Annotated in this window: 19 protein-coding genes; 9 read left to right on the top strand and 10 right to left on the bottom strand. The window is 70.8% G+C overall.

The features are described from left to right. Positions 1–17 precede the first annotated feature (17 nt). Positions 18–722: a GNAT family N-acetyltransferase gene (locus ABI214_RS05745; protein ID WP_348607100.1), complete on the bottom strand. Its 705-nt coding sequence runs from the start codon at positions 720–722 to the stop codon at positions 18–20. A gap of 120 nt (positions 723–842) precedes the next feature. Here ABI214_RS05745 and ABI214_RS05740 point away from each other — a divergent pair, with 120 nt between their 5' ends. Then, positions 843–3,212 (top strand): ATP-binding protein, encoded by a 2,370-nt coding sequence (locus ABI214_RS05740; protein WP_348607097.1) that lies wholly within the window; start codon positions 843–845, stop codon positions 3,210–3,212. A gap of 148 nt (positions 3,213–3,360) precedes the next feature. Beyond that, positions 3,361–4,230, top strand: coding sequence for an alpha/beta fold hydrolase (locus ABI214_RS05735; protein WP_348607094.1), 870 nt, complete (start codon positions 3,361–3,363; stop codon positions 4,228–4,230). 3 nt (positions 4,231–4,233) lie between these two features. On the opposite strand, the gene ABI214_RS05730 is transcribed toward ABI214_RS05735, so the two are convergent. Further along, positions 4,234–5,379 carry an acyl-CoA dehydrogenase family protein gene (locus ABI214_RS05730; RefSeq protein ID WP_348607092.1) on the bottom strand — a complete coding sequence of 382 codons (1,146 nt, stop codon included), beginning with the start codon at positions 5,377–5,379 and terminating at the stop codon, positions 4,234–4,236. Positions 5,380–5,487: 108 nt separating this feature from the next. Here ABI214_RS05730 and ABI214_RS05725 point away from each other — a divergent pair, with 108 nt between their 5' ends. The 4 genes from ABI214_RS05725 (at position 5,488) to ABI214_RS05710 (ending at position 9,626) form a co-directional block, all read left to right on the top strand. Continuing rightward, the gene (locus ABI214_RS05725; protein ID WP_348607090.1) at positions 5,488–6,297 is read left to right on the top strand and encodes an enoyl-CoA hydratase/isomerase family protein; all 810 of its coding nucleotides are present in this window, start codon (positions 5,488–5,490) and stop codon (positions 6,295–6,297) included. An 84-nt stretch (positions 6,298–6,381) separates the two neighbouring features. After that, a complete protein-coding gene (locus ABI214_RS05720; RefSeq protein ID WP_348607087.1) occupies positions 6,382–7,902 on the top strand; it encodes a class I adenylate-forming enzyme family protein in 1,521 nt (506 codons plus the stop codon). Then, the gene (locus tag ABI214_RS05715; RefSeq protein ID WP_348607084.1) at positions 7,892–8,653 is read left to right on the top strand and encodes a crotonase/enoyl-CoA hydratase family protein; all 762 of its coding nucleotides are present in this window, start codon (positions 7,892–7,894) and stop codon (positions 8,651–8,653) included. The genes ABI214_RS05720 and ABI214_RS05715 overlap by 11 nt, the downstream gene beginning before the upstream one ends. Before the next feature lie 4 nt (positions 8,654–8,657). Further along, positions 8,658–9,626, top strand: coding sequence for an adenosine deaminase (locus tag ABI214_RS05710; RefSeq protein ID WP_348607081.1), 969 nt, complete (start codon positions 8,658–8,660; stop codon positions 9,624–9,626). Positions 9,627–9,668: 42 nt separating this feature from the next. On the opposite strand, the gene ABI214_RS05705 is transcribed toward ABI214_RS05710, so the two are convergent. Together ABI214_RS05705 and ABI214_RS05700 are read right to left on the bottom strand one after the other, a co-directional pair. Then, positions 9,669–11,624, bottom strand: a complete 1,956-nt coding sequence (locus tag ABI214_RS05705) for a heavy metal translocating P-type ATPase (RefSeq protein WP_348607078.1) — start codon at positions 11,622–11,624, stop codon at positions 9,669–9,671. Continuing rightward, the gene (locus ABI214_RS05700) at positions 11,621–12,007 is read right to left on the bottom strand and encodes an ArsR/SmtB family transcription factor (RefSeq protein ID WP_348607075.1); all 387 of its coding nucleotides are present in this window, start codon (positions 12,005–12,007) and stop codon (positions 11,621–11,623) included. Before ABI214_RS05700 ends, ABI214_RS05705 begins: the two co-directional genes overlap by 4 nt. 175 nt (positions 12,008–12,182) lie before the next feature. Here ABI214_RS05700 and ABI214_RS05695 point away from each other — a divergent pair, with 175 nt between their 5' ends. Further along, positions 12,183–12,323 carry a hypothetical protein gene (locus tag ABI214_RS05695; RefSeq protein ID WP_348612091.1) on the top strand — a complete coding sequence of 47 codons (141 nt, stop codon included), beginning with the start codon at positions 12,183–12,185 and terminating at the stop codon, positions 12,321–12,323. Positions 12,324–12,351: 28 nt separating this feature from the next. Here ABI214_RS05695 and ABI214_RS05690 read toward each other — a convergent pair whose 3' ends face one another. From ABI214_RS05690 to ABI214_RS05670, 5 genes are all read right to left on the bottom strand, one after another. Continuing rightward, a complete protein-coding gene (locus ABI214_RS05690) occupies positions 12,352–13,635 on the bottom strand; it encodes an MFS transporter (protein WP_348607072.1) in 1,284 nt (427 codons plus the stop codon). Continuing rightward, positions 13,625–14,296, bottom strand: a complete 672-nt coding sequence (locus ABI214_RS05685; RefSeq protein WP_348607069.1) for an ArsR/SmtB family transcription factor — start codon at positions 14,294–14,296, stop codon at positions 13,625–13,627. Before ABI214_RS05685 ends, ABI214_RS05690 begins: the two co-directional genes overlap by 11 nt. Before the next feature lie 116 nt (positions 14,297–14,412). After that, on the bottom strand, positions 14,413–15,585 hold the full coding sequence (locus ABI214_RS05680) for a thiolase family protein (protein WP_348607066.1): 1,173 nt from the start codon (positions 15,583–15,585) through the stop codon (positions 14,413–14,415). 82 nt (positions 15,586–15,667) lie between these two features. Next, positions 15,668–17,014, bottom strand: a complete 1,347-nt coding sequence (locus tag ABI214_RS05675; protein ID WP_348607063.1) for an amidase family protein — start codon at positions 17,012–17,014, stop codon at positions 15,668–15,670. Between the two features lie 50 nt (positions 17,015–17,064). Further along, positions 17,065–18,375: a D-arabinono-1,4-lactone oxidase gene (locus ABI214_RS05670; protein ID WP_348607061.1), complete on the bottom strand. Its 1,311-nt coding sequence runs from the start codon at positions 18,373–18,375 to the stop codon at positions 17,065–17,067. 77 nt (positions 18,376–18,452) lie between these two features. Here ABI214_RS05670 and ABI214_RS05665 point away from each other — a divergent pair, with 77 nt between their 5' ends. Both ABI214_RS05665 and ABI214_RS05660 read left to right on the top strand, forming a co-directional pair. Next, positions 18,453–19,124 (top strand): TetR/AcrR family transcriptional regulator, encoded by a 672-nt coding sequence (locus ABI214_RS05665; protein WP_348607057.1) that lies wholly within the window; start codon positions 18,453–18,455, stop codon positions 19,122–19,124. Positions 19,125–19,172: 48 nt separating this feature from the next. Next, a complete protein-coding gene (locus ABI214_RS05660) occupies positions 19,173–20,351 on the top strand; it encodes an amino acid deaminase/aldolase (RefSeq protein WP_348607055.1) in 1,179 nt (392 codons plus the stop codon). A gap of 9 nt (positions 20,352–20,360) precedes the next feature. On the opposite strand, the gene ABI214_RS05655 is transcribed toward ABI214_RS05660, so the two are convergent. After that, on the bottom strand, positions 20,361–23,831 hold the full coding sequence (locus tag ABI214_RS05655; protein ID WP_348607052.1) for a TM0106 family RecB-like putative nuclease: 3,471 nt from the start codon (positions 23,829–23,831) through the stop codon (positions 20,361–20,363). Positions 23,832–23,914 lie beyond the last annotated feature (83 nt).

Raw genomic sequence — 23,914 nt, 5'->3', positions numbered from 1 at the left:
CCGTGTGTCGCCCCCTCTCACACGGTACTGGGCGCCACCGCGATCGACACGTACGTTCCGAGTTCCTCGTATCCGAGGCCGGCTGCCAGCCGACGGGACGCGACGTTGTCCCGGTGGGCACGCCACTGCGGGATCAGTCCTGCGTCGAGAGCGTCGTTCGTGGCGAGTCGGGTTGCGGTGGCCCCGAACCCGCGTCGCCGGGCGGACGGCGCGGTGAGCGCGCCCATGTCCGCGATGATCCCCTGCCACTCCGCGTACCCGGCGGACGCGAGCGGACGGTGGGCGTCGTCGACGACGGTGAACCAGTTGGCCTTGTCGCTCAGACCGGCCTCGGCGACGTCGTCGGGCGGGCACACCGTCTGGAGTTCGAGGACGTGTTCGAACTCGTGCGAGACCAGCGGCTCCTCGACGGCGATGCCCTTCCCGAAGTCGGCGGCCCAGCCCAGCTCGACGGGCCCGGAGCTGCGGCCGGAGTGGTCCTTCGCGAGCGCGAGCAGGCCCCCGGACCGGGCGAGTTCCTCGTCGGAGTGCGACTGTGCGCGTTCCACCGCCCATCCGGGACCGACCAGGGCGCCGGCGCCGGCGATCGTCACGAAGCGAATCCGGTCGTCCGAGTCGTCCACCCGGACGTGGCGGACCCCGGAGTCGTCGAGGGCGCGGTCGGTGAGACCGAGCTCGCGCGCCCACGCGAGCCGGATGATGTCGATCTGATGGCCGTCCACGTCGTCAACGGTAGTGCCGCCCCCAGGCCGTGACGCCGACCGGATCCGTTCGCCGAGCGTCGACCCGCCCGGTCGGGGGTACCGTCGAAGCAGCAGGGGCTCGAGGGAGTGGGGCGGTCCATGTCACCCACCACACGGAGCAAGGTCGGAAATCTTCCCTCCGCGCTGACGACGTTCGTGGGACGCCGCCGCGAGGTCCAGGCGGCCAAGCGATTGCTTTCCGAATCCCGATTGGTGACGTTGACCGGCATCGGCGGAGTCGGCAAGACGCGGCTCGCGCTGGAGGTCGCCGGAAGCGTGCACCGCGACTTCCCGGACGGGGCGTGGCTCGTGGAGTTGGCGGAGGTGCACGAGCCGGACCTGGTTCCGGACACGGTCGCCGCGGTGTTCGGGTTGCACGACATGGCGAGCCGTTCGCCGACGGACCTGCTGATCGAGCATCTCGCCGGTCGAGACCTGCTGTTGGTCCTCGACAACTGTGAGCACCTGGTGGATGCGGCCGCGAAGCTCGTCGACGAGCTGCTGCGCGAATGCCCGGGGCTGCGTGTCCTCGCGACGAGCCGTGAGCCGCTCGGCGTCGGTGGCGAGGCGCTGTTCCTGGTCCAGCCGCTACCCGTCCCGGATCCGACGTCGTCGCCCAGTCTGGAGGCGCTGCCGCGATACGAATCGGTGACGTTGTTCGTCGAGCGCGCCCGCGCCGCTGTTCCGGATTTCGTTGCCACCGAGGACAATCGGAAGACGATCGCCCAGATCTGCCACCGGCTCGACGGACTGCCGCTGCCGATCGAGCTGGCGGCTGCGCGCATGCGGGCGCTGTCGGTGGAGCAGATCCTGCAGCGACTCACCGATCGTTTCCGGTTGCTCACCACCGGCAGTAGGGTCGCACCTTCCCGTCAACAGACACTGCGTCTGAGTGTCGACTGGAGCTACGAACTGTGTACCCCGGAGGAGCGCCGGTTGTGGAGCCGGCTGTGCGTGTTCTCGGGCGGGTTCGAGCTCGACGCCGTCGAAGGCATCTGCGCGCACGCGGCCGGAACGGGCATGGTGCTGGACCTGGTGGCGTCGTTGGTCGACAAATCGATCCTCGCCGTCGAGGAATCCGGCGCGGCCGTCCGATACGGGATGCTCGAGACCCTGCGCGACTACGGCCTGGAGAAGCTCGACGAGATGGGCGAGCGCACGGAGTGCCGGCGTCGACACCGGGACTGGTACCTCGGGCTCGCCGAACGTGCCGACGCGGAGTGGATAGGTCCTCACCAGGTCGAGCTGATCGCGCGGCTCACCCGGGAGACGGCGAACCTGCGCGACGCGCTGAAGTTCTGTGTGCGCGAGTCGGGCGAAGGCGCGCGGGGGGTACGGATGGCGAGCGCCCTGTTCCCGTTCTGGTTCTGTCAGGGAATGTTCGGCGAGGCTCGGCGCTGGCTCGCCCGCGTGCTGGCGGTGTCCGACGAGCAGCCCGAACCGGTGCGCGTCACCGCGCTGTGCGTCGCCAGCCATCTCGCGGCGACGCAGCAGGACTTCGCGGACGGGGCCGAACTCGTCGGACGGGCGGCGCGGCTCTCGGCGGTCATCGGCGATCCGGCCGTCGACGCGATGGTCGCCCAGTCCGCCGGCCGGCAGGCGCTCTACCGGGGTGACTTGGGGGCTGCGCTCGCGCTTCTCGAGCGGGCGGTGCCGCCGCTCCGGGAGCTTGCCGATCCCCATCGATTGATCTGGGCGCTTCAGGCTCTCGGTCTCGTCGGTGGGACGACGGGTGACGTAGCACTCGCCCAGGCCTGCCACGAGGAGGTCCTCGCGATCACCCGGGCGCGCGGCGAGTGCGAATACCGGGCCCGGTCGAGTTACCTGCTGGCGCTCTCGTTGTGGAGGCAGGGCGCTCGGGATCGGGCCTCTGCGCTGCTCACCGAGGCTCTGCCACTGACCCGATTGGTGGACGACCACTACGCGGGCGCGGGTTGTCTCGAGGCGGTGGCGTGGGGTGCGGCCGCTGCTCGGCAGGGGGAGCGGGCCGCGGTCCTGTCCGGTGCGGCGGAGGCGCTCCGGCAGGCGATGGGCGTACCGCCCGTTCTGATCCCGACGATGCTGGCGTGGCACGAGGAATGCCGCAGGCAGTGCCGCCGGATTCTCGGCGACCGCGCGTTCGAGGCGGCCTTGGCGAAGGGCGCCGAACTGACCCTGGCGGACGCGGTCGACTATGCGCTCGGCCGGAGGGACGCCCTCGGCCTGTCGCGGGCCGACATGGAGGCACCGACCGCGCCGATGCGGATCGTGACGCCGTCGGCCGACACGCCGGCCCTCACCCGCCGCGAGCGTCAGGTTGCCGACCTGGTCGCGCGTGGACTCACCAATCGGGAGATCGCCGAGACACTCGTGATCTCGCAGCGGACGGCGGAGGGGCACGTCGAGCGGGTGCTCGCCAAGCTGGGGTACGGATCGCGCGCGCAGATCGCAGCGTGGGTCGTCGAACAACGCCGCGAACCGACATCCTGACCTGGGCGGACATCCCGAGAGCGAACCACCTGGGCGGTTTTGCGGCACAAAACACGTATACGAACCGGGTAGATCTACCGTCCCGCGGATCCGGGCATGCAGCCAGGCTGACGTCGGCCAGCACCGACTGCACGAGACGAGGTACCCGATGCGCCGCCAGCCGCAGTTCCACCCGACGATCGACGCCGATCCGCGGTCGAAGATCGGACCGTCGTGGCGGGAGCTCGACGTCGACGGACAGGCGGTTCCGTACGGGGTGGCCGGACGGGGCCGTCCGGTGGTGTTCCTGCACGGCTTCGGTCTCACCCACCGCACCTACGCGGGGGCGATCGGGCGCCTCGCCGCCACCGGCGTGCGTGTCTACGCGCCGGCGCTGCCGGGCTTCGGAGGCACCGGCGCCCTGTCGGCGCGGAGACACGGGTTCGGCGGATACGCGCAGTTCGTGGGCAGGTTCCTCGACACCCTCGGGATCGACGAGCCGGTCACCGTCGTCGGTCATTCGTTCGGCGGCGGGGTGGCGATCGCGTCGGCCCACGACCTGGGCGAGCGGGTGTCGGAGCTGGTGCTCGTCAATTCCGTCGGCGGCGGGGCCTGGGCGCCGAACGGGGCGGTGCTCGACATCCGGCACCGGCCGCTGTGGCGGTGGGGCGCGTCGGCCGCCGTCGACGCGGTCCTGACCGGTACCCCGGTGTCCGCGATCGCGTCGATCGCCGGCGACGCGCTGCGCAACGTCGTCCGCGATCCGGCCGGGCTGTGGCGGATCGGCGAGCTGGCCCGGACGGCGGACCTGCGGGTCGAGGCGACACGGATCGCCGAGCGGGGCGTGTCGACCACGCTGCTGTGGAGTCGCGGCGACACCTTCATCCCGTACGCGAGCTTCGAGTCCCTGCGCCGCGCACTGCGCGACCCGCGCGTGCACCGCGTCGGCGGCTGCCACGGTTGGCTGATCGGCGACCCCGACGCGTTCGGCCGGGCGGTCGGCGAGATCCTCGGCTCGGCGACCGCCCACGCCGCCTGACCGCTACAGCCCCAGGTCGCGGCCGATGAGTTCCTTCATGATCTCGTTGGAGCCGGCCCAGATCTTGGTCACGCGCGCGTCCATCCAGGCGCGGGCCGCGCGGTACTCCTTCATTAAGCCGTAGCCGCCGTGCAGCTGGACGCAGTGGTCCAGGATCTCGTTCTGGACCTGCGCGCTCCACCACTTGGCCTTCGCGGCGTCGACCGCGGTCAGCTCGCCGGTGTCGTGCGCGGCGACGCAGCTGTCGACGTACGCCTGCGCGACCTCGAGCTTGGTGACCAGCTCCGCGATGAGGAACTTGTTCCACTGCATCTGCCCGATCGGCTGCCCGAACGCCTTGCGCTCCTTGGCGTACTCGATGGTCTCCTCGAGGATCGGCCGGGCATGCGCGAGGTTCGCGACGGCGGCGCCGATCCGCTCCTGCGGCAACAGCTGCATCATGTGGATGAAGCCGCCGTCGAGCTCGCCGATCATGTTGCTGCTCGGCACCCGGACGTTGTCGAAGAACAGCTCGGCGGTGTCGGACTCGGGCTGGCCGACCTTGTCGAGCTTGCGGCCCCGCTCGAAGCCCTCGGTGCCGGCCTCGACCGCGAACAGCGTGATGCCGCGGGCCTTCTTCTCCGGGCTCGTGCGGGTCGCGACGATCACCAGGTCGGCGCTGTAGCCGTTGGTGATGAAGGTCTTCGAGCCGTTGATCATCCAGTCGTCGCCGTCGCGCACCGCGGTGGTCTTGAGCGCCGCGAGGTCGGAGCCGCCGGACGGTTCCGTCATGCCGATCGCGGTGACCATCTCGCCGCTGCAGAACTTGGGCAGCCACCGCTCCTTCTGCTCGTCGGTGGTCAGTTTCACCAGGTACGGCGCGACGATGTCGTAGTGGATGCCCAGGCACGAGCTGAACGAGGCGCTCGCGCGGGCGAGTTCCTCGCCGAGGACCGCGTTGAAGCGGTAGTCGCCGGCGTCGCTGCCGCCGTACTGTTCGGGCACCTCGAGGCCGAGGAAGCCGTTGCGTCCCGCCTCGAGCCACACCTCCCGGTCGATGTACCGCTGCTCGATCATCTTCTCCTGGTGCGGCATCACGAAGCGGTTCACGAACTCGCGGGCGGATTCGCGGAACGCTTCGTGATCGGGGCCGTACAGGGTGCGCTTCATGCCTACCTCCGGTGGGGATTCACTCGTCGCGAGCGAGCATACTCACGGGTAACTTAGGGCCCGCCGTGGTGCCGTCCGGTCCGGAGCAGGTTGTGGCACGCTGTCGCCATGGCAGCAGAATCCTCCATGCCCTCGGGGCCGACCCGGCTCGAACGCTCGACCACCGGCGCCGGCGCCGAGATCGCGATCCTCACGCTCGCGCACGGACCGTTGAACCTCTTCGATCAGGCCATGTTCGACGCCGTCACCGCCGACGTCGCCGCCCTGACCGCACGACCGCCGCGCGCGGTCCTGGTGCGAGCCGAGGGCAAGGTCGTCTCCGGCGGGGTCGACGTCCACGTGTTCGACGGCCTGACGCCCGACCAGGGGGCCGCGCTGTGGGAGTCGTTGTTCGCGCGGATCTGCCACCCGCTCGAGGCGCTGCCGTGTCCGGTCGTGTTCGCGGCCCACGGGCTGACGCTCACCGCGGCGTTCGAGATCGCGCTCGCGTGCGACCTCGTCGTCGCAGCGCCGAAGGCCCGGTTCGGCCTCGTCGAAACCGTCGTCGGGCTGACGCCCTCGATGGGCGGCCCGCAGCGCCTCGCGGAACGAGCGGGTTCCGGCCGGGCTCGCGAACTGGTGATGACCGCGGATCTGTACGACGCCGCGACCCTGCGCGACTGGGGCGTCGTCAACTACGTGTCCGAGGATGTCGACGCCGACGCACGGGCTCTCGTCGCGAAACTCGCGGACGGGCCGACGCGGGCGCACGCGGCGACCAAGCAGATCGTCGAGGCGTGGCGGTCGGGCGGTGTCGCGCACGCGGACTCGGTCACCCCGCGGGTGTCGGGCGCGCTGTTCGGCACCGACGACCTGCGGGGCGCGGTGCGTTCCTTCCTGGACGTCGGACCAGGCCACGCGACGTACACCGGGAAGTGACGGCGCGCGGACCGCGCGGTTCGTCCCGCGCCGGTGTGACGGGGGTCATATAGTCGGGGCCAAACCGACTCGGTGGAGGTGGCTATGGCGTCGCTGCTCGAGTGCTCCGTCCCGATCGATCGATCCCGCGACGATCGGATGGTGCGCTGCGCCGACGGGCTGCTGCACTACTCCGGTCTGACGTCGTGCCTCACCGAACTCCTCGACGTCGCGGCGCACCGCTACGCGGGGTGCGAGGCGGTCGTCGACACCGTCACCGGTGCGCGACTGACGTACGCACAGCTGTGGACGTCGGCGTCCCGGGTCGCGGGGGGCCTGCTCGATCGGGGCGTCGACATCGGCGACCGGGTCGCGATCCGACTCCCGAACGGGGCGCGGTGGGTGCAGGCGTTCCTCGGCGTGTTGCTCGCGGGCGGCGTGCCGGTACCGGTCCACCCCGGGTACCCGGATGCGATGGTGCGGCACATCGTGGCGGACAGCGGCAGCGACTCCGTACTGGACGGCGAGCTGCCCACGGGGACGCCGTTCATCGACGACGGTGCGGCACTGGGCGATTCGGCCCTCCTCTTCTACACCGGCGGCACCACGGGGCCACCCAAGGGCGTCGAACTCTGTCACGAGAACGTGCTCTCCACGATCGAGGCGGTCGTCCGGTCCTGGGGTGCCGACCCGGGCGGCGTCCGGCACGCCGTCGCGCTGCCGCTGAGCTCCGCGGCGGCGTGCGTGCTGCAGTTGCTGCCCACGCTGGTGTCCGGCGGCACCGTGGTCCTCGCGGCCGAGTTCGACGCCGACGGACTCCAGCACGCGATCGATGTCGAAGGCGTCGAACGGCTTTCGGCTCCCGGGCGGTTGTGCCGCGACCTGGCCCGCGCGTCGGGCGTCGGCTCCGGATCGTTGCGGTCCCTCGCGCTCGACGACGAACTGGTCTCGGCGGCGACGTCGGCCCGGCTGCACCGACGGTTCCCGGCCGCCGAGATCGTCTCGGGCTGGGGAATGACCGAGACCGGGGGCGCCGGCATGGTCCTGCGGACGGCCCCGACGTCGGGTCGACTCGAACGACCGCACGGCGGGATGGAGTTCGCCGTCTCCGGTCCCGAGGTCGATGCGGGGGTGGGGGAGCTGTGGTGCCGCGGGCCGAGCGTGATGCGCGGGTACTGGGGCGATCCCGAGGGAACCGCCCGCACCACCGCCGGTGGCTGGCTCCACACCGGGGACGTCGTACGGATCGATCCGAACGGGGACTTCCGATTCGTCGGCCGCGCCGCCGACGCGGTCGAGATACCCCGCGGCGTCGTCTACAGCCGGGAGATCGAGGATGCGCTGCTCGACTGTCCGGGTGTGGAGGAGGCGGTCGTGGTCGGGGTGATGACGCCGCGCGGGCCCGATCTCGGCGTGGTCGTCGTGCCGGAACCGGGCACCGAGCTGCGGCTCGACGCGGTCCGTGATTTCCTCGACGCACCACTCGGGCACCGTCTGCCTCGACGGCTGTGCGCCAGCGCGGCGGTGTTGCCGCGGGGTGCCACCGGGCGAGTCGACCGACGGTCGGTCCGTTCGTGGCTCGAGGATGCCTGTTCCACGACGAAGGGACGTGTCGATGTCTGCTGAGGTTCTTCTCGAACGGCGTGACCGCGTGCTGGTGATCACGATCAACCGCCCGGAGGCGCGCAACGCGATCAACGGTGCGGTGAGCCGCGGGCTCGCCGCCGCCGTCGACGAGTTGGACGACGACGCCGGGCTGTCCCTCGCGGTCCTCACCGGGGCCGGCGGGAACTTCTGCGCGGGAATGGACCTCAAAGCGTTCGTGGCGGGGGAGAACGTCGTGGTGCCCGGCAAGGGGCTGGGGTTCACGGAGGCGCCGCCGCGCAAGCCGATCATCGCGGCGGTCGAAGGCTACGCCCTCGCCGGTGGCACCGAACTCGTCCTCGCCACGGACCTGGTCGTGGCGTCGAGAGAGGCGAGGTTCGGGATCCCCGAGGTCAAGCGCGGCCTCGCGGCCGGTGCGGGCGGCCTGCTGAGGCTGCCCCGTCGGATCCCGTACCAGAAGGCGATGGAGTACGCCCTGACCGGCGACTCGTTCACGGCGGAAGAGGCCGCGGCGTACGGGTTCGTCAACACGCTCACCGAGCCGGGCGGGGCGCTCGCCGGTGCGCTCGCGCTGGCCGAGCGCATCACGGCCAACGGGCCGCTCGCGGTCGCGAAGACCAAAGAGGTTATCGTCCAGTCCGGGCAATGGGCCGACGACGAGGCCTTCGCTCGTCAGCTCGAGATAATCGGACCGGTGTTCGGTTCGGAGGATGCGCGCGAGGGCGCGACCGCGTTCGCGGAGAAGCGTGCGCCGGTATGGAAGGGACGCTGACGACATGACCGCGACACCGTTTGCGGAGCTGCACATGCACATCGAGGGTGCGCTCGGACCGGAGCTGATCTTCGCGCTGGCCGAACGCAACCGGATGCACCTTCCGTACAGCGGTCTCGCGGACCTCGAATCCCGTTACGAGTTCACCGATCTGCAGTCGTTCCTCGACCTGTACTACGCGAACATGGCGGTGCTCCGGACCGAGGAGGACTTCGCCGACCTCACCCGCGACTACCTCCGACGGGCCGCGGCCGCGGGGGTGCGGCACGCCGAGATCTTCTTCGATCCGCAGGCGCACGTCTCGCGGGGCGTGCCGCTGCAGGTGGTGCTCGACGGCATCCTCGACGCGCTCGCGGCCAGCGAGCGCGAGTTCGACGTGAGCAGCGGACTGATCGCCTCGTTCCTCCGGGACGAGCCGGTGCACGACGCGGAGGAGGTGCTCGCGGAGATACTGCGGCTGCAGGCGCCGATCATCGGCGTCGGGCTCGATTCGGCGGAGGTGGGGTACCCGCCGACGCTGTTCGAGGACGTGTTCGCGCGGGCCCGTGCGGAGGGGCTGCACGTCGTCGCGCATGCCGGCGAGGAGGGGCCGCCCGAATACATCTGGCAGGCTCTCGACCTCCTCGGTGCCGAGCGGATCGACCACGGCGTCCGGTGCCTCGAGGACCCGGCGCTGGTGGACCGTCTGGTGGACGAGGAGATTCCGCTGACGGTGTGCCCGCTGTCGAACGTTCGTCTGCGCGTGGTGGATTCGATGGACGAGCACCCGCTGCGGACGATGCTGCGCGCCGGACTGCGAGTGACCGTCAATTCCGACGACCCGGCGTACTTCGGCGGTGACCTCGGTGAGAACTTCGCACAACTGCGGGATCGGCTGGCCCTCACCGACAGCGAGGTGGACCTGCTCGCGCGCAACTCGATCGAGGCGTCGTTCGCGTCCCCGGCTCGCAAGGCGGAACTGCTTCGCATGTAGGTCGGTTCGCGTCGATCGCGGACGCGGCCGCCGAGATGCTGGTCACGGATGGGCCCCTGCGAGCGGAGCGGTCGCCGGGGTTGCCGGCGCCGGGGTGATCAGGGGCCGGACGCGTCCCGCACGGACACCGTTGGCGATGATGACGATCTCGGCGACTTCGTGGACCAGGACCACCGCCGCCAGGCCGAGGACACCGAACAAAGCCAGCGGCACGAGTGCGGTGATGACGACCAGCGAGAGGCCGACGTTCTGCAGCATGATCTGCCACGAGCGTCGGGCATGGGTCAGGGCCTGCGGCAGGTGGCGGAGGTCCTCACCCATGAGGGCGACGTCTGCTGTTTCGATGGCGACGTCGGTTCCCATCGCACCCATCGCGATTCCGAGGTCCGCGGTGGCCAGAGCAGGGGCGTCGTTGACGCCGTCGCCGACCATGGCCATCGACCGCTGTTGACCGAGCCGGCCGATGATGCGGGCCTTGTCCTCGGGCCGCAGGTCGGCGTGAACGTCCTCGATCCCGACATCGGCGGCCAGGGCGCGGGCGGTGCGTTCGTTGTCGCCGGTGAGCATCGCGACGTGGTAACCATCGCGCCGCAGCTGCGACACCACCTCGACGGCCTCGGGCCGCAGTTCGTCGCGGACCGCGATCGCGCCGACGGCGCGGCCGTCGCGCTCGATGAGGACGGCGGTGGCTCCGGCGCGCTGCATGCGCTCGACGTCGGCAGCCAGCGGGCCGGAGGCAATCCATCCCGGCCGGCCGAGTCGCAGCTGCGCCCCATCCAGCTGTCCTGTCAGGCCTGCTCCGGTGACGGCCTCGACGTTCTCGGCCGGAGCGACGTCGTCGACAGCGTCGAGGATCGCCCGGGCGAGGGGATGCTCGCTGCGTGACTCGAGTGCCGCGGCGATCGCGAGGACCTCGTCGCGGGTGGCTCCGTCTGCCGTCGCGACGTCGATGACGGTGGGCCGGTTGCGGGTGAGGGTGCCGGTCTTGTCCAGGGCGATGCCGCGGATCTTGCCGAGAGCTTCGAGAGCGGCGCCTCCCTTGACCAGGACGCCGAGCTTGCTGGCGGCGCCGATCGCGGCGACCACGGTGACAGGGACGGCGATCGCGAGCGCGCACGGCGAGGCGGCGACCAGCACGACCAGTGCGCGTTCGATCCAGGTCCGCGGGTCGCCGAGCAGGCTGCCGGCCACGGCGATGACGGGGGCGGCCACCATGATCGCAGGGACGAGTGGTTTGGCGATCTTGTCGGCGAGCCGCTGGGCCTCACCCTTGCGGGTCTGCTCGGCCTCGACGATCCGCACGATCTTCGCGAGCGAGTTGTCGTCCGCGGACACGGTGACCTCGACCTCGAGGACGCCGGTGCCGTTGATGGATCCGGCGAACACCTCGTTGCCGGGGCCGACCTCGACCGGCACCGACTCGCCGGTGATCGCCGACGTGTCCAGGGCGGTGCGGCCGCTGCGGATGATGCCGTCGGTGGCGATCCGTTCTCCCGGTTTGACGATCATGATCTCGCCGAGCCGCAGCTCGGCCGGGGGCACGCCCTTCTCGGCGCCGTCGCGGATCACCGTCGCGGTTTCCGGGACCAGCGACAGCAGTGCCCGCAGGCCGTGGCGGGTGCGGGAGACCGCGTACTCCTCCAGGCCCTCGCTGATCGCGAACAGGAAGGCGAGCATCGCCGCCTCCCCGACCTCCCCGAGCACCACCGCACCGACGGCCGCGATCGTCATCAGGGTGCCGACCCCGACCTTCCCCTTCACCAAGCGGGTGAGGGTGGACGGGACGAACGTGTAGCCGGCGACCATCAGCGCCCCGGCCTCGAGCAGCGTCCGCGCCACCTGCGGACCGTCGGACAGGTTGACGATCAGCCCGGCGAGCAGCAGCACTCCGGCGACGGCGGCCGCCCGGATCTCGGTGACCTGCCAGAGCTTTCCCGGTTCCCGCTCCTCGCCTTCCTCGGTGGGCTCGTCGTGGCCGCAGCCGCACGCGTCGCTCATTCCGTCACCCCCGCCGTCGACTCGGTGCCGTAGTTCGGGCACAACGCGACCGCGGAACCCGTCGCCGCCAGAACCGTCTCGGCCGCCGCGAGCAGATCGAGCAGCTCCGGCCTGGCCAGCGAATAGAACACCTGCCGGCCCTGCGGGCGCCCCTCGACGAGCTTGCAGTCCCGCAGACACGCCACGTGTGCCGACACAGTCGACTGCGCCAACCCGAGCTCGCCGACGAGATCCGCGACCCGTGCCTCCCCCCGGGCGAGGCGACGCACGATCGCCAACCGTGTTCCGTCGGAGAGGCTGTGGAACAACGCCACCGCGGAATCGAGGGCCGACGTCGACCCGGTATCCGCCGAGAGGCAACCCCCGACACCATCAATCGTCATACGGCGATGATAGCCGACCTCGACGATTATTTGCCTGAAGGCGGCAGGGTGCGAGGGTTGCGCGGCCGCCGCCAGGGGAATGCAGGTGGGGTGAGCTACTCGTTGGGCCGGCCACGACGTGCTCGTCTCCCGGTCGAGAGTTCGGAAGTGGCGCGTAGTGGTGATCGTGCTCGGCTTGATCTTGTTGCTTCTCGGATTTCCCGCCGGGACCTCCGTCGTCTGGGCCGTCGGAATCGCTCTGCTGGTCGTCGGCGTGGTCCTCGCGCTGATCGGCTCGCGCTGGCGCGCGGTCGGTGGTCGGCGCCGCTGGCACTAGCTGGGGAGTCCTCGAAGCGCCGGCCGACTCATCTCGAGGCGGTCGAGACCGGTGCGTTCCGATCGCGGCGTGCCCAGAACAGGACCGGGATGAGGAGCAGGGCCAGCGCGCCACCGCCGAGGGACAGCGTGGCGTAGTCGGTCGCGGACATCACCACCCCGGAGACCGCACCGCCGCCGGCGCCGGCGAGGGCGATCAGGACGTCGATCGTGCCCTGGGTGCGCGGACGGTTCTCGGGCACGGTGGCGTCGACGACCAGGGCGGTCCCGGCGATCAGCCCGAAGTTCCAGCCGAGGCCGAGCAGCGCCAGGGCGACGATGAGCAGCGCGAGCGAATCGCCGGGTGCGAACGCCGCGGTGACACCGGCCAACAGCAGCGTGACCCCCGAGGCGGCGGCCATCGGCAGACGTCCGAGCCTGTCGACGAGGACGCCGGTGACCAGGGAGGGGAGATACATCGAGCCGACGTGGATTCCGATCACCAACCCCACCTCGCCGAGTCCGTGGTGGTGGGCGCGCATGTGCACGGGCGTCATGGTCATGATCGCGACCATCGCGATCTGGGTCAGCACCATCACCGCCGCGCCCACGTAGGCCCCCGGCCCCGGCCGCGGCGCGGCACCGGTGGGGGCGTCGGCGACCGATTCGCCGGGGTCGATCCGGCGTGCGAGGAGGAACGGGTCCGGGCGCAGGAGCGCGAACAGGGCCGCGCCGGCGGCGAGATACGCGAACGCGGCGAGGAGGAACGGACCCGACAGCGGGGGCAGGCCGAGGCTGATCGCCAGGTCGCCGAGCGGTTCGACGAGGTTGGGGCCCGCGACCGCGCCGAGCGTGGTGGAGACCATCGCGATGCTGATCGCGGTGCCGCGCTGGGCGGCCGGAGCGAGATCCGTTCCGGCATAACGTGCTTGCAGATTGGTCGCCGTGCCCGCGCCGTACACGAACAGCGACACGAACAGCAGCGGCACGTTGTCGAGCATCGCGGCGAGAACCACACCGATCGCGCCGACACCGCCGGCGCCGAACCCGAGCGCGAGTCCGATCCGGCGACCGCGCGACTGCGTGATCCGGCCGACGAGGAACGCGGCCAGCGCCGACCCGAGCGTGAACAGTGCGGTCGGGGCGCCGGCCAGGCTGTCCGAACCGAGCATCTGCTGGGCCAGCAGTGCGCCGACCGTGATGCCGGCGGCCAGGCCCGCGCCACCGAGGATCTGGCTCACGACGACAACGGTCAAGGTGCGCTTCTGGACCCGTCGGCGCTCCGCGTCGTCGAGGGCGATCGCCTCCGGGACGCGAGCGTCACTACGCGACACCAAGGTCGACCTCCTTGCTCACGCGCCACTCGACGACGCCCTCGTCCATCGCCTTCGCGTCGACGCCGTGATCGCTCAGCCACCGGGCCGCCTCGCGTGCCAGGCTGCAGAACTCGCCGCGGCAGTACACGACGACCTCCGCGCCGGCCGGGAGCTCCCGATACCGATCCGGGAGTTCGGCCAGTGGTATCGACACCGCACCGGGGAAGTGGCCGGCCTCGAACTCCTCCTGCGGACGTACGTCGACGACCGTCATCTCCGCCGTGACGGCCGACGGATCGATCGACGGGGCGGTCCGACCCGCATCCGCCTGCTCCATGTACTCGACCAGCGTCTGGCGCAGATCGGGGTAGTGCCGCAGTCCCACCCGCTTGGCCGCCAGGAAGAGCTCGGCGACGTCGTCACCGGCGAGCCGGTAGAAGATCGTGGTGCGCTCTCTCCGGGTGTCGACCAGCCCCGACTGCTTCAGCGTCTGCAGGTGACCCGACGCGGTCGTCACGCCCATCCCGGACATCCGGGCGAGGGTCTCGACCGAGTGTTCCCCCTGGGCGAGCAACTCGATCAGCTCGAGTCGGCGGCCGTTCGCCATCGCCTTCACCACACGCGCCAGCGATTCGAAGACCGAGGCCTTGCCCGCTGATCCGATATTCCCGGGATCCATGGAATAGGAATCTAGCAGCCGGTGGGGACGGGGATCCGGGTCCGGGGCCCGAGACGCAGCGGAGGCGGCCGACCCGGGTTGGGTCGGCCGCCTCCGTCGCTGCGCGGTTGCTGAGGTCAGATGCGCTCGTAGATGGTGGCGTTCGCGGTGCCGCCGCCCTCGCACATGGTCTGCAGGCCGTAGCGGCCACCGGTGCGCCGCAGGTGGTTGATCAGCGTCGCGGCCAGGCGCGCGCCCGAGCCGCCGAGCGGGTGGCCGAGGGCGATCGCGCCGCCGAGCGGGTTCATCTTCTCCATCGACGCGCCGGTCTCGAGCTGCCACGCCAGCGGCACCGAGCCGAACGCCTCGTTGACCTCGAACGCGTCGATGTCGTCGATCGACAGGCCCGACTTCTTCAGCGCCAGCGCGGTCGCGGGGATCGGGCCGGTGAGCATCTTGACCGGGTCGTCGCCGGCGACGACGGCGGTGTGGATGCGGGCGAGCGGCGTCAGGCCCAGTGCCTTCGCCTTCTCGGACGTCATCACCAGCACTGCCGCGGCGCCGTCGGAGATCTGCGACGCGCTGCCGGCGGTGATGACGCCGCCCTCGAGGAACGGCGACTTCAGCTGGCCCAGCTTCTCGGTGGTCGAGCCGCGGCGGATGCCCTCGTCGGCGGAGAACACCGTGCCGTCGGCGAGCGTGACCGGGGCGATCTCGGCGTCGAACGCGCCGGCGTCCTGGGCGGCTGCGGCGCGCTCGTGCGAGGCCACCGAGTACTCGTCGAGCTGCGCGCGGGAGATGTTCCACTGCTGCGCGATCAGCTCGGCGCCCACGCCCTGGTTGAAGCGGCCGTTGAAGCCGGGGGCCTCGAGCTGCGTGGCGTAGCGCTCACGCGCCGGTCCGGCGGAATCGCCGGTGCCCGGGACGTTCGAGGAGCCGAGCGGAACCGCGGTCATCATCTCGACGCCGCCGGCGACGATGACGTCGGCCTGGCCCGAGATGACCGACGCGGCGGCCATCGAGATGGTCTGCTGCGACGATCCGCACTGGCGGTCGACGGTCAGACCCGGCACCGACTCGGGCCAGCCGGCGCCGAGGACGGCCATGCGGCCGATGTTGCCGGTCTGCATGCCGACGCTGTTGACGTTGCCCCAGTAGACGTCGTCGACGACGGCCGGATCGATGCCGGTGCGCTGCGCGATCGAGCGGAGCACGTGGGCGGACAGCTCCACCGCGTGCACGTCGGCGAGCGATCCCTTCCGCTTGCCGATGGGGGTACGGACTGCCTCGACGATTACTGCGTCACGCATGGCGCCTCACTCTCTCCGATGGAAATGGATTGAGTGTAATCAGTTAGAGGAATGTGCAACGAATGCGTGTGAGTGACCTCACTCAGCGGTGTGCGGCGACGCCGGTCCGGGCCACCTGTTCGGCGAGGGCGAGCACGTCCCGGTCCCGCCCGGCGGGCCCGACGACGGACAGCCCCACCGGTATGCCGTCGGCGCCCTTCACCGGGACCGTCGCGGTGGGCAACCCGGCGACCGAAGCCACCGCCGTCAGCAGTCCCGTGGTGCGGAGCAGCGCGGTGAGGTGGATGTTGCCGGGATCGTCCTTGGTCGAGGGGGCTTGCGATCCGGTCGTCGGCAACAGCAGGACCCGGGGTCCGAGGAAGTCGCGCACGATCCGGCCCGCCGCCCGCACCTCCTCCAGGCGACGCTGGTACGTCGATTCGGAAACCTTCGACGCCGCCAGGAAGTTCGCGCGGGCCTCGTCGCTGATCGTTCCCGTCGCCGTCGACACCCAGCCGCCGTGCTGCTGCCACGCCTCGTATCCCTGTACCGCCACGACCGCGTCGTACCAATCGGGCAGGGCCGCGATGTCGAGGTCCTCCTCGGTGAGGGCGGGCAGGCCGGAGCGCTTCCACTGCGCCAGCGCGTCGCGGATCGCCGACTGGACGCGGTCGTCGGCGACGGCCAGCAGTCCGGGGCACGTGACCGCCGCCTCGAACTCGGCGTCCGGCGCCGGTGGCAGCAGAACGTCGCCGACCGTGGCGAGGGTCGTCGCGTCGGAGCACACCCATCCGACGCTGTCGAGCGAGCGGGAGAGCGGCAGCATGCCGTCGACGGGTACCGCACCGTGGGTGGGGCCGAAACCGTACAGGCCCTGATAGGACGCGGGGATCCGCACCGAACCGGTCGTGTCCGGGCCCAGTCCGACCGACGCCGTGCCGCGGGCGACGGCGGTCGCGGCGCCGGACGTCGCGCCGCCGGGAACCCGTCCCGCGGCGGCCGGATTGGGGGGAGTCCCGTAGGCGGCGTTGACGCCGGAGTGGCCGAACCCGAAGTCGATGGTCTGGGTGATGCCGACGACGGTCGCGCCGCCCGACAGCAGCCGGGACACGGCGTCCGCCGTGGTGGTCTCCGTGGATGCCTGACCGAGCCAGACCGGGTTGCCCGCGCCGACGCGTTGCCCCTGCAGTGCGAAGAGGTCCGTGACCGCGACCTTCAGTCCGTCGGCGGACCCGGAACGGGTTGCGGGCAGAAGCGGATCGCCCTGGATCCGCCACGTCGCCTTGTCGTCGGCGACGACGTTCCCGCCGGGGAGCGGCGGGACACCGGGATTCCGCGGGTCGTCGCCGCACCCGGAGATCAGCGCGGCCCCACCGAGCACGGTGCCGAGGGCACCGACTCGCAGGAACGAACGGCGGTCGAGGCGTGGCGGGTTCGGTCCGGTCGGCACGCGCTCACAGTAGCCACGTGTCGACCGGATCCGCCGGATCCGCTCTCGTGTCAGCCGAGAACCTGTCGGAGGTACTCGTTGTCGAACGTCCGAGCGGGATCGAACTTGTCGCGGACGGCGCAGAAGTCGTCGAACCGCGTGTAGGTGGGGCGCAGGTCGGCGGCCGTGCGGCCGTGCATCTTGCCCCAGTGCGGGCGACCGTCCACTGCGCGTGCGATGGACTCGACCGCGTCGAAGTACTCCCGGTGATCGCGACGGTGGTACTGGTGCACCGCGATGTACGCGCTGTCCCGGCCGTTCGCGGTCGACAACCAGACGTCGTCGGCGGGCGCGAAGCGCACCTCGACCGGGAACGCGATCCGGCAGTCGGAGCGGTCGAGCCAGCTCGAGATCTCGCGCAGGGTGTCCTTCACCGCCTCCTGCGGCACCGCGTACTCCATCTCCTTGAACCGCACCCGGCGGGGCGACGCGAACACCTCGTAGCTCCGGTCGGTGAACTCCCGCGCCGAGAGTGCGCGCGCCGAGACCTGGTTGATCTGCGGAATCGTCGACGGGAATGCTGCCGTGAGCCGGTTGATCCCCTCGAATAGCGTGTTGGAGAGCAGTTCGTCGTCGATGTAGCCGCGCACGCGGCCCACCGGTTGCAGCGGCGTGTGCCCGGGAAGTCGGGTGTTCCGCTTCGTCAGAACGCGATTGGTGTGCGGAAACCAGTAGAACTCGAAGTGGTCGACGGTCGAGAGGTCGTGTTCGAGACCCTCGAGCGTCTCGTCGAGCGCCGCGGGGCCCTCGACCGCCCGCATCGCGTACCTGGGCTGGACCGCCAGATCGAGCTTGGTGATGATGCCGATCGAGCCGAGGCTGATCTTCGCGGCCTGGTAGAGGTCGGGGTTCTCGGTGTCGGAGCAGTCGACGACCGAGCCGTCCGCGAGGACGATCTGCAGTCCGCGGATCAGCGTCGCGAGGCCACCGAATCGTGCTCCGGTTCCGTGGGTTCCGGTCGAGAGCGCGCCGGCGATCGACTGCACGTCGATGTCGCCGAGGTTGATCATCGCGAGTCCGCGGTTCCAGAGCTGCTCGTTGAGGCTCCGCAGGCGGGTGCCCGCCCACACGGTCGCGATCGGTCCGTCCGGAGTGGTGCGTACGGATTCGATCCCCGCGATGTTGTCGAGGCTGACCAGTACGCCGTCGGTGACGGCGACTCCGGTGAACGAATGGCCCGCCCCCACTGCCTTGACGCGCAATCCTCGTTCGGTCGCGCTCGCGACGAGCGTGCTCAGTTCGGCCACCGATCGGGGAGTTTCGAATCGGTGCGGTGTCGACGAGTGGGTCCCCGCCCAGTTGCGCCACGTGTCCTGTGCCATTCCGGCAACTATTCACCTGGACGAGCGTCCAGGCAAATGAAACACGAAAATTCGGCTAAGGGTTTTACGATCGGGGGATGTTGAATCGGCTCCCCGCGGAAGAACGCCGCGCCCAGCTCATCGAAGCGGCGCTGAATATCGCCGAACGTGGCGGGATCGCGTCCGTGACGATCCGCGCCGTCGCGGAAGAGGCGGGCGTTTCGCTCGGCGTCGTGCATTACTGCTTCGAGAGCAAGGAAGCCCTGGTCGCGGCCATGGCCGAGAATCTGGTTCTGCAGCTCAGCGCCGGTATGCGCGAGGCGTTCGCGGCCGTGTGGGACTCCCAGGAGCTGCACGGCCTGCGGGACCTGCGCGAAGTTCTGCACACGGGTCTGACCGGGATGTGGCCGCTCGTCGAGGCCACCGCCGACCGTCAGCTGCTCACCTACGAGATCACCGCCTACGCGCTGCGTCACCGCGCGGCCGGTGCGCCGATCGCCGGGAGTGTCGCCGACGAGCAGTACCGGATCATGGACATCGAGGCCACCGTCTTCCTGCAGGAGAGTGCCCGCCGGACCGGTTGCGCATGGACCGAGCCGGTCGAGGCGATCGCCCGATTCGCGCTCGCGGTCATCGACGGCATCGTGCTGCGCTGGCTCGTCGACCGCGACAGCAACGCGATCGTCACCGAGCTCGACGACCTCGTGCGCATAGTCGCGAGCAAGGCGGTCGAAGCCGAAACAGACCTGGACAATCGTTCAGGAGAGTGATCGACTGTTCCGGACGCCGGCCTACTCGGACTGACGAACGGAACTGATGTGACTGCCACGATCGACCGACTCACCGCCGCCACCGCCCATCTCGATCCTCCGTTGGCGGCACTGGATCTCCCGACGCTGCACACGAATGCGGCCGATCTCGTCCGGCGGGCGAAGGGCACGCCGGTACGGGTCGCCAGCAAGTCGGTGCGGTGCCGCGCGGTCCTCGAGATCGCGCTCGGATCCGGCCTGACCTCGTCCGGCGGCTTCCGCGGCATCATGTCGTACTCGCTGCGGGAGGCGATCTGGCTCGCCCGTCAGGGCGCCGAGGACGTCCTGATGGGCTATCCCACCGTGGACCGGGCCGCCCTTGCCGAACTCGGAGCCGACACCACGTTGCTCGATCGGATCACCCTCATGGTCGACGACGTCGCGCAGCTCGACGTCGTTCGCGCCGCAGTAGGTTCCGACCGCGTGCGTCCGCGGATCTGCCTCGACGTCGACGCGTCGCTGCGGATCGGGCCCGCGCATCTCGGTGTCCGGCGGTCGCCGCTGCGCGAGCCCGGCGAGGTGGCCCGGCTCGCGCGGCTCGCGAGCGACCGCGGATTCGCGGTGGTCGGCGTGATGTTCTACGAGGCCCAGATCGCGGGCCTGCCCGACACCAGTTTCGCGGTGCGGATGGTCAAGAAGGCGTCGGCGGCCGAGCTGTCCACGCGCCGAAAGGCTGTCGTCGACGCCGTCACCGATGAGGTCGGCAAGCTGGAGATCGTCAACAGCGGTGGGACCGGATCGCTCGAGGTGAGCTCGGCCGACGCGAGCGTCACGGAGGTCACCGCCGGCTCGGGTCTCTACGTGCCGACGCTGTTCGACCGCTACCACTCGTTCACGCCGCGTCCGGCGATGTTCTTCGCGCTGCCGGCGGTCCGCAAGCCGACGCCGAAGGTCACGACCCTGTTCGGTGGCGGCTACATCGCCTCCGGGCCGGCGGGCAACACCCGGGTTCCGGCGCCGGTGTGGCCGCGCGGACTGAAACTGCTGCGCAACGAGGGTGCGGGCGAGGTCCAGACGCCGGTCACGGGCGCTGCGGCCGCGGAACTGGCCGTGGGGGACCGGGTGTGGTTCCGGCACGCGAAGGCCGGTGAGCTGTGCGAGCGCTTCACCGAGGTGCACCTGGTGGACGGCGACGGCAAGGCGACGTCGGCACCGACCTATCGCGGAGAGGGCGGCTGCTTCGGGTGACCACGCAGGTCACCGTCCCTCGCCGGCCAACCGCATGAACGCCCCAAGCTCCGCCAGCCCGGCGGGCGTCGCGGGCAGGTAGTGCGTGAGAGCGCGCGACCGCACGATCACCGCACACCACTTGCCCCGCGACACCGCGACGTTCAACCGGTTGCGGGAGAGCAGGAACGACATGCCGCGGGGGACGTCGTCGACCGACGACGCCGTCATCGACACGAACACCACCGCGGCCTGACGCCCCTGGAACTTGTCGACGGTCCCGACGAGGACGTCGGTGAACCCGGCCGCCGCGAGGTGCTGCCGGATCAGTCCGACCTGCGCGTTGTAGGGCGCGACGACGAGGATGTCGGACTGGCCCAGCGGCCGGGTGCCGTCGAACGCGCCCGGGTCGGTCCATGACCGTCCCAGGAGTTCGTCGATCCGGGCGACGATCTCCCGGGCCTCCTCGGCCGACGCCGTGGCGTTGCCGCGATGGTCGAGCATCGCGGTGTGCACCCCGGGGGCGACGCCGGCGAGACGGCGGGCCGTGGTCACCGGTTCCTCCGAACGCAGCCTGCCGTCGTACGACAGCGCGGACACCGGGGCGCACAGCGCGGGATGCATCCGCCAGGTGCGCTCGAGGAAGTAGCCGCGGTCGGGCGGAAGCGCGTCGTGCCCCTGTGCGAGCCAGCCCAGTGCGGACTCGTCGACGGGCTCGGGGTGGGTGCCCTGACTGACCTGCGGCAGCTGTTGCGGGTCGCCGAGCAGCAGCAGGTTCCGGGCCGCGGCGCCGACCGCCACGGTGTTCGCGAGCGCGAACTGTCCGGCCTCGTCGATCACCAGCAGGTCGAGGCTGCCGGGCGGAATCCGATCGGCGTGCGCGAAGTCCCACGCGGTGCCGCCGATGACGCAGCCGGTACCGGCTGCGGTGTCGAGGAACTCCGGGTACGCGTTGGCGGTGATGGCCGTCCACCGGCGCTCCTGCGCACGTCCGTCCTTCTTGGCGACGAGTCCGCCGCCCAGCCCGGCCGCGACGACCGCGTCGAGCATGTTCTCGACCACCGAATGCGACTGGGCCACCACGCCGATCCGCCACCGGTGCCGACCGACGAGCTCGGCGATCACCCGCGCGCCGGTGTAGGTCTTGCCGGTGCCGGGCGGTCCCTGCACGGCCACGTAGGAGTCGTCCAGGTCCAGCAACGCCGCGGCGATGGTCGCGACCGGATCGTCACCGCGCCCGAGGTCGGGGAGCGGGCGGCCGCTGCGGGTGCGTGGCGGGATCCGTCGCAGGACGTCGACCGCGGCGTCGCGCGGCAACGCGGGTAGCGCCTCCGCCATCTCGTCGCCGGCGGCCTCGACGGCCTTCTCGATCCGAACCGTCGCGATCGGATGCCCGGGCGTGGTCGCGACCGGCAGCGCGGCGTATTCGACCGTGCCGGTGAGCAACTCTTCGACCACGACGACGTCGTCGAAGTTGGCGTCCGAGCCCACGGACAGCACGACCGCGGTCGACGTTCCCCGCTGGGTGGGCCTCTCACCGGCCAGCGCGTCGGGGACCGGAGGTTCGTAGAGCGTGAACACCTCCGCACCCGGCACGACCGCGCTGCCGGTGCCGAATCTGCCGGTCAGGCGGAGGTGTCGGCGCAGCTTCCGCTGTTTCGGGGTGCTCTTGTGCCAGTCCTGCAGCACCTCCACGTGTTCCACCTGGAGCACGTCGCGGGTGTCGGACCAGTCGTCCACCGGTTGGGTGAGCCTGTCGAAGTGCGCCCACCAGAACGGCTTCCGTTCCCGGCCGTGGTAGCCGATCGCCGCGGCCATGAGCGCGGCGGCCTGCTGGTCGGCCGACCGGGCCTCGCGGGGGCCGTCGCCGGCGAAGCGCCGCAGCGCGCGTTCGGTGTGCCCGGCCGTGTCGTCGTCGGCGGCGGGAGCGGCGGGCGCTCGCCGGTGCGGGGACACAGCGTGCTGGGCGGCCCGGGCCAGCAACCAGTTCCGCAGCTCGCGCGTGGAGACGCAGTCGTACTCGTTGTAGTCGGCGATGCCGCGGAGCACTTCGTCCGCGGCCTCGGTCCGCCCCCGATCGCGCAGATCGCAGTAGCCGGCGTAGGCCACGACGGAATCGGCGGCGTTGGTGACGTCGCCCGCGCGCAGGCGCTCGCCCATGTAGAGGGGCTCGAGCTTCTTGATGCTGTACGAGCGTTCCCCGATCCGCAGCGACGCGCGGACGATCGGGTACAGGTCCACCAGCACGCCGGCGCGCAGCAGGTCGTCGACGGCGTCCTCGCCGGCGCCGTGTCGTCCGGCCAGGCGCAGCAGAGCGGACTTCTCGTAGGCGGCGTAGTGGTAGATGTGCATGCCCGGATGTTCGGCGCGCCGGTCGCGGACGTACTCGAGGAAGTCGATCAGCGCTCGCCGCTCCTGTCGGCGATCGTGGGCCCAGAACGGTCGGAACACCGGAGCGGTCGACCCCGTCCTCGGCTCCTCGACCACGCCGAAGAGGTATTCGAGACCCCAGTCGGCCGAACCTGCCTCGGACCACAGCGGATCGCCCTCGAAGTCGAAATAGACGTCACCCGGGTCGGGTTCGGGCAGGACCGCGAGGGCGCCGGGGTCGAACACCTCGAAGGCGTTGCCGCCCTCTCGTTCCCCGCGCAGCTGGATGGCGGCCTGCGCCCGCAGGGCCGCGAGGGTCCGGCCGGACAGATCCGCGACCGGGGCGGTGTGCTGGGCGAGAAGGTCGATGGTCGAGACGCCACCCGATATCAGCTTCTGGCGACTGGTCGCACGAATCCCGGCCACCAGCAACAGGTCCCGATGCCTGTCGATCTCCGGCGCGCACGTCTCGCAGCGACCGCACGCGAGGTACCGCTCGTCGCCCCACACCACGGGAATACCGGCGGCCCGGTGTTCGTCGAGGACTCGTTGTAGGTCGACGCGGCGCGACGTGTACACCGGGGCGAGGTCGGAGAGATCGTGGACCGAATCGGAACCGTCGCCGAGCAGGAGGTGCACCAGCGGTGCCGGACGGATCCCCGACGCGGAGAGCGCGTCCGCGTATGCCGCCAGTTGCAGCAGTGCCGGAACCTCGGCGTGGCGGGCGAGTTTGGTGTCGTACACCGCGTACGCGTCGTCGTCCCGGACGAGGAAGTCGCAGAACCCGAGGAAGCGTCCGTCGAAGAACGTGCCCTGGTAGATCACCGGGACGCCCGCGCGCGCCGCGTCGACGGTCGCCCGGTGCGCGTCGTGCAGGCCGGTCGCCGTGTACTCGGGACGGGCGATGGTCTCGACCCGGCCGAAGCGGCGTTCGAAGTCGTCGCGGACGCTGTGCTCGTGTGCCGCTCCGAGCCGAGAGGCCCGTTCGAGCATGGGATCGGCTGCGGATCCGGCTGTGGCAGGAGCGAACCCGAGGAGGCCGTCGAGGCGCCGGAGCAGTGCGAACTCGCACGTCGCAGCGAGCGTCAGGTCGCCGGAGCTGTAGACCACGACGTCGTCGAGGAGGAACATCGCACCCCTTTCCGGGTCGGTTCCGGCCGATTGTGCCACCGGACGCCGACAAGACGGGTGCCGTCGCGCGACCCGTCGATCGT

The organism is Prescottella soli, assembly GCF_040024445.1.
GTDB lineage: Bacteria > Actinomycetota > Actinomycetes > Mycobacteriales > Mycobacteriaceae > Prescottella > Prescottella soli.
Note: the sequence above shows the minus strand (reverse complement) of the source record. Positions and strands in the feature narration are given on the sequence as shown.